Origin of the sequence: Metasolibacillus sp. FSL K6-0083 (genome assembly GCF_038630865.1) — a bacterium.
Taxonomy (GTDB): Bacteria; Bacillota; Bacilli; order Bacillales_A; family Planococcaceae; genus Metasolibacillus; species Metasolibacillus fluoroglycofenilyticus.
The window spans coordinates 236,143-249,539 of record NZ_CP152046.1; the positions used below are offsets into that span (position 1 = coordinate 236,143).

At 39.1% G+C, this 13,397-nt stretch carries 13 protein-coding genes; 10 read left to right on the forward strand and 3 right to left on the reverse strand.

The window, feature by feature from the left end:
* Positions 1–17 precede the first annotated feature (17 nt).
* The 7 genes from MHB51_RS01035 (at position 18) to MHB51_RS01065 (ending at position 8,467) form a co-directional block, all read left to right on the forward strand.
* Positions 18–2,384, forward strand: a complete 2,367-nt coding sequence (locus MHB51_RS01035; protein ID WP_342558795.1) for an endonuclease MutS2 — start codon at positions 18–20, stop codon at positions 2,382–2,384.
* Positions 2,385–2,397: 13 nt separating this feature from the next.
* Positions 2,398–2,811 carry a DUF350 domain-containing protein gene (locus MHB51_RS01040; protein ID WP_066162255.1) on the forward strand — a complete coding sequence of 138 codons (414 nt, stop codon included), beginning with the start codon at positions 2,398–2,400 and terminating at the stop codon, positions 2,809–2,811.
* Positions 2,812–3,451: 640 nt separating this feature from the next.
* A complete protein-coding gene (locus tag MHB51_RS01045) occupies positions 3,452–5,140 on the forward strand; it encodes a long-chain-fatty-acid--CoA ligase (protein WP_066162258.1) in 1,689 nt (562 codons plus the stop codon).
* Positions 5,141–5,282: 142 nt separating this feature from the next.
* Complete coding sequence (locus MHB51_RS01050; RefSeq protein ID WP_066162260.1) at positions 5,283–5,864, forward strand: TetR/AcrR family transcriptional regulator; 582 nt, start codon at positions 5,283–5,285, stop codon at positions 5,862–5,864.
* A gap of 16 nt (positions 5,865–5,880) precedes the next feature.
* Positions 5,881–6,654, forward strand: coding sequence for an enoyl-CoA hydratase (locus tag MHB51_RS01055; protein WP_342558796.1), 774 nt, complete (start codon positions 5,881–5,883; stop codon positions 6,652–6,654).
* Positions 6,655–6,680: 26 nt separating this feature from the next.
* Complete coding sequence (locus tag MHB51_RS01060) at positions 6,681–7,454, forward strand: electron transfer flavoprotein subunit beta/FixA family protein (protein ID WP_066162265.1); 774 nt, start codon at positions 6,681–6,683, stop codon at positions 7,452–7,454.
* A 35-nt stretch (positions 7,455–7,489) separates the two neighbouring features.
* Positions 7,490–8,467: an electron transfer flavoprotein subunit alpha/FixB family protein gene (locus MHB51_RS01065; protein WP_342558797.1), complete on the forward strand. Its 978-nt coding sequence runs from the start codon at positions 7,490–7,492 to the stop codon at positions 8,465–8,467.
* A gap of 44 nt (positions 8,468–8,511) precedes the next feature.
* Here MHB51_RS01065 and MHB51_RS01070 read toward each other — a convergent pair whose 3' ends face one another.
* Entirely contained in the window at positions 8,512–9,150 is a 639-nt protein-coding gene (locus tag MHB51_RS01070) for a hypothetical protein (RefSeq protein ID WP_107942929.1), read from the reverse strand.
* Positions 9,143–9,661, reverse strand: coding sequence for a sigma-70 family RNA polymerase sigma factor (locus tag MHB51_RS01075; RefSeq protein WP_342558798.1), 519 nt, complete (start codon positions 9,659–9,661; stop codon positions 9,143–9,145). Before MHB51_RS01075 ends, MHB51_RS01070 begins: the two co-directional genes overlap by 8 nt.
* Before the next feature lie 181 nt (positions 9,662–9,842).
* On the opposite strand from MHB51_RS01075, the gene MHB51_RS01080 reads away from it, so the two are divergent.
* From MHB51_RS01080 to uvrC, 3 genes are all read left to right on the forward strand, one after another.
* Positions 9,843–10,337, forward strand: coding sequence for a GNAT family N-acetyltransferase (locus MHB51_RS01080; RefSeq protein WP_342558799.1), 495 nt, complete (start codon positions 9,843–9,845; stop codon positions 10,335–10,337).
* Positions 10,338–10,435: 98 nt separating this feature from the next.
* The gene (gene trxA / locus MHB51_RS01085) at positions 10,436–10,750 is read left to right on the forward strand and encodes a thioredoxin (protein ID WP_066162279.1); all 315 of its coding nucleotides are present in this window, start codon (positions 10,436–10,438) and stop codon (positions 10,748–10,750) included.
* Between the two features lie 193 nt (positions 10,751–10,943).
* Positions 10,944–12,737 (forward strand): excinuclease ABC subunit UvrC, encoded by a 1,794-nt coding sequence (gene uvrC, locus MHB51_RS01090; RefSeq protein WP_342559453.1) that lies wholly within the window; start codon positions 10,944–10,946, stop codon positions 12,735–12,737.
* Positions 12,738–12,879: 142 nt separating this feature from the next.
* On the opposite strand, the gene MHB51_RS01095 is transcribed toward uvrC, so the two are convergent.
* Entirely contained in the window at positions 12,880–13,296 is a 417-nt protein-coding gene (locus MHB51_RS01095; protein WP_066162286.1) for a YslB family protein, read from the reverse strand.
* Positions 13,297–13,397 lie beyond the last annotated feature (101 nt).

Sequence of the window (13,397 nt, forward strand, 5' to 3'; positions counted from 1 at the left end):
AACAGGGGGTGTTTTTCATGATCGAACAACGAGCATTGAAAACACTAGAATTTGATAAAATACGACAGCAGGTAGCGCAGTATTGTACATCCTCAATTGGGAAGTCTGCGATTCAGGAGCTAGTACCTGAAACGGATTTTGAAGCAGTAGTCGCACTGTTGGAGGAAATGGATGAGGGACTATCGATTTTACGCGTAAAAGGCAATGTGCCGATGGGGGGCATTTTTGATGTTCGTCCACATGCTAAACGTGCACAAATTGGCGGTATGCTCTCACCGATGGAGTTAATGGAAATTGCTAGTACGATTCGAGCAAGTCGCATTTTGCGTAACTTTATAGAAGACATTGAAGCAGAAGAAGAGATAGCGATTGCGCATTTCGTGGAGCGCAAGGAACAAATGCCAGTGTTAACGGCTTTGCAGCATGAAATTAATGATTGTATTGATGAAAATGGTGCGGTGCTTGATTCTGCGAGTGTAACATTGCGTACGATTCGTCAGTCTTTGCGTGCAGAGGAAGCGAAGGTGCGCCAAAAACTAGAAAGCTTAACGCGTGGTGCAAATGCAGCAAAGATGCTATCTGATTCTATTATTACCATTCGAAACGATCGTTTTGTTATTCCTGTGAAGCAGGAGTATCGCTCACATTACGGTGGAATCGTCCATGACCAATCCTCGTCTGGACAAACATTATTTATTGAGCCAGATGCTGTTGTCCAAGCAAATAACGAGGTACAGCGTTTAAAAGTGAAGGAACAGGCAGAGGTTGAGCGAATTTTACTTGCTTTAACTGCTAAAGTTGAAGAGGTGGGGCATGATTTATTTGTCCTTGTACAGCTGCTTGGAGAGATGGATGTTATTTTGGCAAAGGGGAAATATGGTCAAGCGAATAAGTGTACAATGCCAAAAGTGAATGCGGATGGCTATATTCGCTTAGTGCGTGCAAGACACCCACTATTGCCGATTGATGAGGCCGTAGCAAATACGATTGAATTTGGTCGTGATGTAACGGCGATTGTCATTACGGGTCCAAATACAGGCGGTAAAACCGTCACATTAAAAACGGTTGGTTTATGTACGTTAATGGCGCAATCAGGTTTACCTGTACCAGCGCTTGATGGCTCAGAGCTCGCAATTTTTGAGCAGATTTTCGCTGATATTGGAGATGAACAGTCGATTGAGCAATCACTCTCGACATTTTCCTCACATATGGTGAATATTGTTGATATATTAAGTAAATTTGATGATAAATCACTAGTGCTTTTTGATGAGCTTGGTGCTGGTACTGACCCACAAGAGGGGGCAGCACTTGCGATTGCCATTTTAGACGAAGTCGTAGATTATGGCGCACGCGTAATGGCAACAACTCATTATCCAGAATTAAAGGCATATGGCTATAACCGTCCAAGTGTAGTAAATGCGAGTGTAGAATTTGATGTTGAAACATTAAGTCCTACGTATCGATTATTAATTGGCGTACCGGGCCGTTCAAATGCTTTTGAAATTTCTACAAGACTTGGCTTGAAAAAGGCAATAATCGACCGTGCTAAATCGTTTACAGGAACAGACCGCCATGAGGTGGAATCGATGATTGCTTCTTTAGAAGAAAGCCGTGTTCGCTCAGAGCGTGAAGCCGAGGAAGCACATGGTTTATTGGAAGAGGCAAGTTATTTACATGAGCAGCTAACGGAGCGCATTCGCACATATGATGAGAAAAGAGAAAGTCTAGAAAAGAAAGCGAAAGAAAAGGCTCGTAAAATTGTTGATGAGGCAAAGCGTGAAGCAGAGGTCATCATTGAAGAGCTTCGCGAAATGAAAAGAAATGCAGCTAGTGCTGTCAAAGAGCATGAGTTAATTGACGCGAAAAAACGCTTAGAGGACACAGCTCCGCAGGATAATAAAGTACTACAAAAAGTAGCAGCCGAGCGCAAGCGGGCTCAAAATTTAGCTGTTGGTGACGAAGTAAAGGTTATAAGCTATGGTCAAAAGGCTGTTTTATTGGAAAAAGCGTCGAATGATGAGTGGGTTGTTCAAATTGGTATTTTAAAAATGAAGCTACCTGAATCAGATTTAGAATATGTTAAACCCGAAAAAGAATCACAAACGCGCCAAATGGCTAATGTTAAAAACCGCGGTAGCCTCGTAAAGCTAGAATTAGATTTGCGTGGTGAGCGCTATGAGGACGCGCTTATTCGTACAGAAAAATATTTAGATGACGCATTGCTTGCTAATTATCCGCGTGTTTCCATTATTCATGGAAAAGGGACAGGGGCATTGCGCCAAGGTATTCAAAGCTATTTAAAGGGGCATAAGCGTGTGAAATCATTCCGCTACGGCGAAGCAGGAGAAGGCGGATTCGGTGTGACAGTTGTAGAATTGAAATAGAGGGGGACAGCTTATGTTAGCATCAGCATTTTGGCAACATCCTTTAGTAGAAACAGCGGGTTATTTTAGCGTTGTTGTACTTTGTCTAGTCGTATCAATGGTGTTATTTGAAGTTGTAACGAAGTATAAGAACTGGGAAGAAATAAAAAAGGGCAATGTGGCAGTAGCGCTTGCAACAGGTGGGAAAATTCTGGGGATTTGTAATATTTTCCGCTACTCTATTGAGCGTCATACAACGTTAATTGAGATGCTCGGTTGGGGCTTATATGGCTTTATATTACTTATTTTCGCCTATTTTTTATTTGAATTTTTAACACCACTCATTAAAGTGGATGAGGAAATTGCTAAGGACAATCGTTCTGTCGGCTTTATTTCCTGTACAATTTCGGTTGGCCTATCATTTGTTATCGGGGCAAGTATTGCGTAGGAGTGTTGTGAAATGGAGAAATTAGCAAAGGTGCTAATGGTTGTCTGTGTCGCATTTATTGCGGTAGGCATTTATTATATGTTGACGAGATAGGGAAAGGGCGTCCAAAAGCCGTGCATTTGCTGGCGTTTTGGACGCTTGCGATGCTGTTTTTCAAAAGTGTTCATTTAGCTGGGTGGCAAGGGAACTTTTGAACAATAAAAGAAACACGAGGTTCAGCGAATTAAGAAGGCCTTTTTCGAAAAGGACAAAAAGTCAATTTGCCACAAAGAATGTGTGGTGTGAGTTGACTTTTTTACTTCTTGTTATAAAACGATATTCATTTTTCTAATGTAAGGTTATTTAATTATTATTGAAAGGCTATCTATTCGCTGATTGAAATGGAGGTGGCACTACTCCAGTGGGAAAAGCGGAGGCTTCAACCGTAACGGAAATCAACGTTTAATTAAGCATTCGCTATAATTTTTCCCTTAAAGATATTAAAATCCCTCTAGCTACATAAGATATAGGAAGAAATAAATTGCATATTCGAGCGAAATTTGAAAAGAATAACAAAAAACCATTTGTAAACGCATTCATTTTTCACTATAATGATTGTTAATAGAATATGAATAATATACTAGGTGAAGGGGAGAGTGTCATGACAGAGAAGGTGTGGTTAAAGAAGTATCCCGAGGAAATTCCGCATGAAATCGAATTACCAGCAATGCCAGTACAGCAATTTTTAACGGAAGCTTACAACGAGTATCCTGATAAAATAGCGGTGCATTTCATGGGAAAGGAATTAACATATAAGGAGCTTTATGAATCAGCTTTGAAGTTTGCCAACTATTTACGTTCTCTAGGGGTGGAGAAAGATGACCGTGTTGCGGTAATGTTGCCAAACTGTCCACAAGCTGTTATCGCTTATTATGGTACGATGTATGCAGGTGGTATTGTTGTTCAAACAAATCCGCTTTATACCGAACGTGAGCTTCAATATCAAATGGCTGATTCCGGTGCTAAAGTACTTTTAGTAATGGATATTTTATATCCGCGAGCGATGAAGATTATAAAAGAAACCGCTTTAGAAAATGTCATTGTAACCGGTATTAAAGATTATTTACCATTCCCGAAAAATTTAGTTTATCCTTTTATTCAAAAAAAGCAGTATGGCTTTAGTGTAAAGGTAGAGCACAGTGGTACGAACCATCTCTTTACACATATCATGCAATCCAGCTCACCACAGCCTATTGCTCTCGACTTTGATTTTGAACAAGATATTGCTTTATTGCAATATACAGGGGGAACAACGGGGTCACCAAAAGGAGTTATGCTAACACATAAAAACTTAATTGCTAATACGAAAATGTGTGATGCATGGATGTATCAAAGCGATGAAGGAAACGAAGTCATTTTAGGTATATTGCCATTTTTCCATGTATACGGTATGACGACTGTATTAATTTTAGCGGTTATGATGAAGAGCAAAATGGTGCTATTACCGAAATTTGATGCTGAGCAAGCGCTAAAAACGATTGATAAGCAAAAGCCAACACTGTTCCCAGGTGCACCTACGATGTATATTGGCTTATTGAACCAGCCGAATATCGAAAATTATGATCTTTCTTCAATTAAAGCATGTTTAAGTGGCTCCGCTCCATTGCCTGTTGATGTGCAAGAGAAATTTGAAAAAATTACTGGTGGAAAGCTTGTTGAAGGCTATGGCTTAACAGAAACATCTCCAGTAACGCATGCCAACTTCATATGGCATGAGCGAGTTGTTGGCTCAATTGGAGTACCATGGCCCAACACAGATGCAATTATTTTGCGCGGAGGCGATTATGAACCATTACCACCAGGGGAGATTGGCGAAATTGCGGTAAAGGGTCCGCAAGTGATGAAGGGCTACTGGAATCGCCCTGAGGAAACAGCAATGTCATTTTATGATGGTTGGTTTTTAACAGGTGATTTAGGCTATATGGATGAAAACGGTTATTTCTATGTGGTTGACCGTAAAAAAGATATGATTATCGCAGGTGGCTTTAATATTTATCCACGTGAAATAGAGGAAGTATTATATGAGCATGAAGCAATACAGGAATGTGTAGTGGCAGGTATTCCTGACCCATATCGTGGTGAAACAGTAAAGGCATATGTTGTATTAAAAGAGGGCTATTCAGTAAGCGAGGAGCAATTGGACGAATACTGCCGTAAAAGTTTAGCTGCCTTTAAAGTACCCCGTCATTATGAATTCCGTAAAGAACTGCCAAAAACAGCAGTCGGAAAAATTTTACGCCGCTCATTAATTGACGAAGAAAAGCAAAAGCTAGCTGTGAAAGAAGCATAAGAAAATGTTGGATTAGCTACTTGACACATAGTACAATAAATAATAATATAAAAACATGAATGAATAGTCATTCATGTTTTTGTTTTGGATAATCAGCAGATGAATTCAAAGCATAATTGATTTTTTACTGGTGGTGATAAACATGAAGCGCAATAAGCCAAAATATAAACAAATTATTGATGCTGCTGTTATTGCAATTGCTGAAAATGGCTACCATCAGGCACAAGTTTCTAAAATTGCCAAACAAGCTGGCGTGGCGGACGGAACAATTTATCTTTATTTTAAAAATAAAGAGGACATTTTAATTTCTGTCTTTCAAGAAAAGATGGTCGTATTCGTTGAAAATTTGCAAGAAATTTTAAAAAGTGGTGAAACCTCTTCGGAGAAATTATGCCGAATGATTGAAAGCCATTTTTCAGTATTGGCAAGTGATCATCATCTAGCTACAGTAACACAATTAGAATTGCGTCAATCCAACAAGGAAATCCGCTTAAAAATCAACGCGATTTTAAAGGAGTATCTAAAGCTCCTCGATGAAATTCTAATCGAGGGCATGGTATCAGGCGAATTTAATTCTGCAATGGATGTGCGAGTAGCACGTCAAATGGTATTCGGTACAATAGATGAAATTACAACAACTTGGGTAATGAACGACTATCGCTATAATTTACTTGAACAAGCGCCAAAAGTGCAGCAATTACTACTGCATGGCTTAAAAGCTTAAAGGGGTGTATGGGAGAATGGAATATCTCAATTGGACAATAGACGAAGGGGTAGCGATTGTAACGATTCAGCGCCCACCCGCTAATGCCTTATCACGAGGAATGATTGCCGAAGTGAATGAATTACTCGATAAGGTAGAGCAAGATGACAATGTACGTGTTATCGTGCTGCACGGTGAAGGTCGCTTTTTCTCTGCGGGTGCAGATATTAAAGAGTTTACAGAAGTATCATCAGGTGCAGAATTTGCTAAATTAGCTGAGCATGGTCAAAATGTTTTTGAACGCTTGGAAACATTCCCGAAACCAGTTATTGCGGCAATTCATGGCGCAGCATTAGGCGGTGGGTTAGAGCTTGCGATGGGCTGTCATTTACGCTTCGTGACAGAAGGAGCAAAGCTGGGGCTACCAGAGCTACAGCTTGGCTTAATTCCAGGCTTTGCTGGGACACAGCGCTTGCCACGTTATGTCGGGTTTGCAAAGGCGGCAGAAATGCTGTTTACATCTGAGCCAATCACTGGAACAGAGGCTGTCCAGTGGGGATTAGCAAATCAAGCATTTACGGATGAAGAATTATTACCAAAAACACTTGAAATTGCGAAGAAAATTGCAAAGAAAAGCCCTGTTGCGCTTAAGGCGGCAATTGCTATGCTGCAATATGCTAAAACGGCATCGTTCTACGAAGGTGCAGCAGCTGAGGCAGAAAGCTTTGGTACAGTTTTCGTATCAGAGGATGCAAAAGAAGGAATACAAGCATTTATTGAAAAACGTCAACCAGTTTTTAAAGGTAAATAATAAATAAGCTTTCGGAGGTCTGTAAAATGAATATTTATGTATTAGTAAAACGCACGTTCGACACAGAGGAAAAAATCGTTGTAGCAGGTGGCGAAATCCAAGAGGATGGCGCTGAGTTTATCATTAATCCGTATGATGAATACGCAATTGAAGAAGCGATTCAAAAACGCGATGCATTAGGCGGGAAAGTAACAGTAATAACAATTGGTGGAGAAGATGCCGAGAAGCAGCTGCGCACAGCATTAGCGATGGGGGCAGATGAAGCGGTATTAATCAATACAGAAGATGATTTAGACGAGTTAGATCAATATACATCAGCTTATATTCTAGCAGAATATTTAAAAGATAAAGAGGCAGATTTAATTTTGGCAGGGAATGTTGCGATTGATGGCGGCTCTGGTCAAGTAGGACCCCGCTTAGCCGACCTTTTAGGCATCAACTATGTAACGACAATTACAAGCTTAGAAATCGATGGCACAAACGTGAAAATCGTGCGTGATATCGAAGGGGACTCAGAAGTATTAGAAACTTCATTACCTTTATTAGTAACAGCTCAACAAGGTCTAAATGAGCCACGCTACCCATCTTTACCAGGTATTATGAAAGCAAAGAAAAAGCCATTAGAAGAGCTTGAGCTTGATGACTTAGATATCGATGAAGATGATGTAGAAGTAAAAGTGGAAACAGTAGAAATCTACTTACCGCCACAAAAAGCGGCAGGACGCATTTTAGAAGGCGAATTACAAGCGCAAGTTAAAGAGCTTGTAAACTTACTACACACAGAAGCGAAAGTTGTCTAATTTTCGGTCATAACAAAGGTAACGGAGGGAATAGCATGTCAAAAAAAGTGTTAGTATTAGGGGAAGTTCGTGAAGGAAGCCTACGTAACGTATCGTTCGAGGCAATTGCGGCAGCAAAGCAAATCGCTGACGGTGGGGAAATCGTTGGTGTATTAATTGGGGATGCAGTAGCGGATGTAGCAAATGAGTTAGTAGCATATGGTGCAGACCGCGTTGTAACAGTTGAACATCCACACTTAAAATCATATACATCAGACGGCTATAGCCAAGCATTTATGGCTGTTGTAGGTGAAGAAAGCCCAGAGGCAATCGTTTTCGGTCATACGGCATTAGGGAAAGATTTATCGCCAAAAATCGCCTCTAAATTGCAATCGGGTCTTGTATCAGACGTAACGGAAATCGAAGGTGCTGGCGATAGCGCACTATTTATCCGCCCAATTTACTCTGGAAAAGCATTTGAAAAAGTAAAAGTAAAAGAGGGCATCGTGTTCGTAACGATTCGTCCAAACAATATCGCACCGCTTGCTAAAGACGCAGGCCGCTCAGGTAATGTATCCTCATTAGCTGTTGAAATTACAAATTTACGTACAATTATTAAAGAAGTTGTACGCAAATCAGCAGAGGGTGTTGATTTATCAGAGGCGAAAGTAGTTGTTGCTGGTGGTCGTGGTGTGAAGTCTGAAGAGGGCTTCGAGCCATTAAGAGAGCTTGCTAATTTATTAGGTGGCGCAGTAGGGGCTTCACGTGGTGCATGTGATGCAGAATACTGTGATTACTCTTTACAAATCGGTCAAACAGGTAAAGTCGTAACACCAGACCTTTACATTGCTGCAGGTATTTCGGGCGCAATCCAACATTTAGCTGGTATGTCAAACTCGAAAGTAATTGTAGCAATCAATAAAGACCCAGAAGCAAATATTTTCAAAGTAGCAGACTACGGTATCGTTGGCGATTTATTCGAAGTTGTACCGATGTTAATTGAAGAATTTAAAGCGTTGAAGGCGAACGCCTAATAAAGAAGCTGTAGGGGAACACTTCCCCTACAGCTATTTGCATTTTATTGATTTGAATTGTTTTGACGTTTTAAAAATTCTTGTACTTCTGCAAAATCTGGACCTGCATACATTAAATATACATATAATCCATAGGGCGTATATTCGGCTTTTATTATATGGGACGTTTCACTTGAATAAATGAAACGAGTATCATTATTCGTAAATTTTGTTCCATTATAATGAGTAAATACTTCATCAAAACGCCTTTCATCTACCCCCATAAGGATGAGAGATTTTAATTTCCCCTGTACAAAATAAAATCTTGCATCGCCTTCATAATCTAATATAAGATCAGCATTATTGCCATCCTCAAAAAATTCAGTAGTATAATTTTCACCTAAAGTTTCCATTAGTTTTGATGGAGAATCGCCTAACGTGATACCATGTAAATAAAATAAGCCTTGCTCCTCATAAAATATGGGTTCAGTGAGGTCGACTTTTGTGGCATGTTTATCAATTATAAACATCTGATTGACGATAAATAGAATAGAGCTGATTGTTAAAATGGCACTTAGCATAATAAATCTCCATTTATATATGGGCTTTTGTGGACCTCTTTCTATCTCTTGTAAAACATTATGCATCACACGTTGTTTAATGGCTTGTAAGTCTTTTATTTCAGTAGGTGTATAGTTATTCATTTAAAAGCACCTCCCATTGAATATCCTTCAATTTATTCTTTAATAGCTCTTTGCCCCTTCTTAATCGCGTTTTTACCGTACTTTCTGGAATAAACAAAATACTTGCTATATCTTTAATATTCATTTCATTAAAATAAAAATAAATGAGTACCTCTCTTTGTTTTAATGGTAATTCAAGGATTGCCTCTGCTACTATAGCTTCTTCATCTTTTCTTACTAATTCATCTGGCTCCATTTTACTAGTCGAGGGGAAAATTTTATTTTGCAGTTGTACTTTTTTATAAGACCAACTTCTTAAGTAATCCTTGCTTTTATTTGCTGTCATCTTATATAAATAAGCTTGTAATTGTCCACGTTCTTCATATTTATCTGGATGATGATATATTTTAATAAATACTTCCTGTACAATATCTTCGGCTACTTGGCGATCTTTTACGTAGTAATATGCTAATCGTATTAAGGATTCTGTATAGAGATTCATTATTTCTTTTAAATTGTGAATAGCTAACAAGTATCGCACCTCTTTCTTTATATGTTAAACGATTCTTAATACAAGAAAGTTTGGATATTTTTTATTTTGTGCTATTGAAATTTAAGTGCTTACTATAAAACTGAACTGGAAACATTCGGTTTTTGTAAATTTTCTTAAGTTTTTACTAGTCATATTACTTTGAAAGTAGGTGATTATGTTAATGGATACTATTACACTTAGATTTCTGCAACAGGCTGATTTCCCCTATGTATTAATATGGAGCAAAGACCCAGAGTTTTGTGCGGCAAATGGCTGGGAAATAGAGCGCCAAGAGGCTGATCTCGCTGCATGGTGGGAGCGCTGCTTACATATAAATAGCCCGTCGTTTATTCGCCTTGGAATTGAATATAAAGGAATACTTATTGGCTACGCAGATTTAGCTGAAATACATGACCAGCAAGCGGAAATTGGAGTAGCGATTGGGGATAGGAGTCTTTGGGGGATCGGGCTAGGCACGAAAGTGGTTAAACAGCTTATAGATTATGGCGCTGATAATTTGAATATTACAATATTCAAAGGGGAAACACATGCGACAAATCTTCGCTCACAAAACATGTTGCAGAAACTTGGCTTTAAAGAAATCAGTCGCATAGGTAGTGAGCTGTATTGCAATGAAGAAGTGACATTGGTTCAATATCAATACAGTATTTACTAAGCAAATAAAAGGACAAAACTAATATGAGCAATTCACTGTTATTGGTATTTTAAACATGCTATACTACAGGCAGATGTTAGTGAAGGAGGCTATTTAAAATGGCAATTATACAAGCAACAGATCAAAACTTTGCACAAGAAATCGCTAATGGCGTTGTTCTTGTAGATTTTTGGGCAACATGGTGTGGCCCATGTAAAATGATTGCACCTGTTCTAGAGGAATTGGATGCAGAAATCGGTAACGATGTGAAAATTGTCAAAGTAGATGTTGATAACAACCAAGTGACAGCAGCAGAGTACCAAATTATGTCGATTCCGTCATTACTATTATTTGTAGATGGCGAATTAAAAGCGAAAACAGCTGGTTTCCAACCGAAAGAAGCTTTAATCGACTTTATCGATTCAAACAAATAATGAGAAAAAGGGTGTCCGAAAAGTATTATCTTTTCGGACACCTATAGCTTATATGTTAAATATTTGCTGAAAACTATTGTTTCCTGCCGATAGTAACACACTATCCTCGTCGCAAAGGGGGCGTCCAAAAAAGAATTTTCGGGCGCCCCCTTCGTGATGATAACGCTATATGACAAAGTATAGGTGATAAATGATGAATGAGATTATTCAAAACAAACTAGCTATTTTACCAGATGAGCCAGGCTGCTACTTAATGAAGGACCGACAGGGAACCGTGATTTATGTAGGTAAGGCAAAAATATTAAAAAACCGTGTCCGCTCTTATTTTTCGGGGACACATGATGGTAAAACACAGCGCCTAGTCAGTGAAATTGAGGATTTTGAATATATCGTTACAGCTTCTGACTTAGAAGCCTTAATGCTAGAGTTAAACTTAATCAAGCAATACGATCCAAAATATAATATTATGCTGACAGATGATAAAACGTATCCGTATATTAAAATTACAAATGAAAAATACCCGCGCATTTTAACGACGCGTAAAATTAGCAAAGATAGGGCAAAATATTTCGGTCCATATCCGAACGCTTATGCGGCGAATGAAACGCGCAAACTTTTAGACCGCATTTATCCGCTAAGAAAATGTGCGCAACTGCCAGCCCAAGTATGCTTATATTACCATTTGGGCCAATGTTTAGCACCCTGCGTAAAGGAAATTGAACCGCAAATTTATCGTGAAATGGCAGAGGAAATTGCTAAATTTTTAAATGGTGATTATGGCGAAGTGAAGCAAAGTTTAGAGCGTCAAATGTATGAAGCGGCAGAACAGCTACAATTTGAAAGAGCAAAGGAATTCCGCGACCAAATTACGCATATCGAGGCGATTATGCAAAAGCAAAAAATTATAACGAAAGATTTATCAAATCGAGATGTATTTGGCTATGCAGTGGAAAAAGGCTGGATGTGTGTGCAAGTACTGTTTGTGCGACAAGGAAAATTAATCGAGCGCGATGTTTCTATTTTTCCAATTTATCGTGACCCAGAAGAGGAATTTTTAACATTTGTCGGTCGCTTTTATGAGGAAACGAAGCATTTAAAGCCGAAGGAAATATTTATTCCTTCTACAATTGATGAAAAATTGCTCGAAAGCTTACTTGAAGTCCGCGTGGTAATTCCAAAGCGCGGAGCCAAAAAAGAGCTAGTGGATATGGCGATGAAAAATGCTGAGATTGGTATACATGAAAAATTCCAGCTAATCGAAAGACAGGAAGTACGTACTGTCGGCGCTTGTGAGGCGCTAGGTGAGGCGATGGGTATTGCTTCGCCATTGCGTATTGAAGCGTTTGATAATAGCCATATGCATGGAGCTGATGCTGTTTCTGCAATGGTTGTTTTCATTGATGGCAAGCCTGCCAAGAAAGAATATCGTAAATATAAGCTAAGAGAAACAGCAAGCCATGACGATTATGGTGCGATGCAGGAAGTTATTCGTCGTCGCTATACGCGCGTGTTAAAGGAAAATTTGCCGCTGCCTGATTTAATCGTTATCGATGGTGGTAAAGGGCAGATGGAGGTTGCGCGTGAAGTGATTGAGGATGAGCTTGGCTTGTATATTCCAATCGCAGGGCTCGCGAAGGATGAAAAACACAACACATCACAGCTTTTATTTGGTGATCCACCAATGCCAATTGTGTTAAAGCGGACAAGTGATAGCTTCTATTTGCTACAGCGCATTCAGGATGAAGTACACCGCTTTGCTATTACATTTTTACGTCAGCAGCATGGCACAAATGCCATTAAATCAGTACTTGATAATATTGAAGGTATTGGACCGAAGCGCAAGCAACAGCTATTAAAGGCATTTGGCTCAGTAAAGAAAATTCGCGAAGCAACTGTTGAGGAGCTGGCAGCACAGCGCATTCCACAGGCGCTAGCGGAAAAAATTTATACGTATTTTCAAGAGGAAGCAAAGAAGAAGAGCGAGTAGTAGGGAGTGCTTTTAACTATTAAGGAATTGAGAAGATGTTGGAATCGCAAATAAAAGCGAGATTTTTATTATTTCATTGTAACTCCTCTATTACAAAGAGAGCGTCCAAAATGCCGGCTATGCACGGCTTTTTGGACGCTCTTTACTTAATTACTTCCTTTAAGTCTGATTTTAATTGAAACTGAACAAGTTGCTTTTTGCTATTTTTTTCATCATAGCATTCTGTTAAAAAGCCAATTTGATGTTGTAGCTGCTGCGCTAAAAAACCTGCTTCAAGGCGGAAGCAGCGGCTATCGAATCTTAAAATATCGGCATCGCCTGTCAAAATATATGTACGGCTATCTTTCGTTTCTTTTTCTAGTGTTAATGTTCCCCAGCCGGCCTCCTTGAAAAAAGTGGCTGCTTCTTCCATTGAAAAAAGTGGAAACTTTCGAGCTATTTCTTTGCCTGACCAATAAAGCACATCTTCTTCATGCTTTCCTAATATAGAGGACAGTACATAATCACGTATAATTTCATAGCCGAATGTAGGGATCATCTTTGTATTACCGGTTTCCATTGATAAAAACCTCTTTCTAAATTTTCTTCTATTCATTTGAATTGTGCAAAAAAATGACAATACGCAACAAAAAAATGCATAAACCAGCAAAAAAAATACTT

Coding starts and splice junctions, on each gene's coding strand:
- MHB51_RS01035 (WP_342558795.1), top strand. CDS start 18: ATGATCGAACAACGAGCATTGAAAACACTAGAATTTGATAAAATACGA.
- MHB51_RS01040 (WP_066162255.1), top strand. CDS start 2,398: ATGTTAGCATCAGCATTTTGGCAACATCCTTTAGTAGAAACAGCGGGT.
- MHB51_RS01045 (WP_066162258.1), top strand. CDS start 3,452: ATGACAGAGAAGGTGTGGTTAAAGAAGTATCCCGAGGAAATTCCGCAT.
- MHB51_RS01050 (WP_066162260.1), top strand. CDS start 5,283: ATGAAGCGCAATAAGCCAAAATATAAACAAATTATTGATGCTGCTGTT.
- MHB51_RS01055 (WP_342558796.1), top strand. CDS start 5,881: ATGGAATATCTCAATTGGACAATAGACGAAGGGGTAGCGATTGTAACG.
- MHB51_RS01060 (WP_066162265.1), top strand. CDS start 6,681: ATGAATATTTATGTATTAGTAAAACGCACGTTCGACACAGAGGAAAAA.
- MHB51_RS01065 (WP_342558797.1), top strand. CDS start 7,490: ATGTCAAAAAAAGTGTTAGTATTAGGGGAAGTTCGTGAAGGAAGCCTA.
- MHB51_RS01070 (WP_107942929.1), bottom strand. CDS start 9,150: ATGAATAACTATACACCTACTGAAATAAAAGACTTACAAGCCATTAAA.
- MHB51_RS01080 (WP_342558799.1), top strand. CDS start 9,843: ATGGATACTATTACACTTAGATTTCTGCAACAGGCTGATTTCCCCTAT.
- trxA (WP_066162279.1), top strand. CDS start 10,436: ATGGCAATTATACAAGCAACAGATCAAAACTTTGCACAAGAAATCGCT.
- uvrC (WP_342559453.1), top strand. CDS start 10,944: ATGAATGAGATTATTCAAAACAAACTAGCTATTTTACCAGATGAGCCA.
- MHB51_RS01095 (WP_066162286.1), bottom strand. CDS start 13,296: ATGGAAACCGGTAATACAAAGATGATCCCTACATTCGGCTATGAAATT.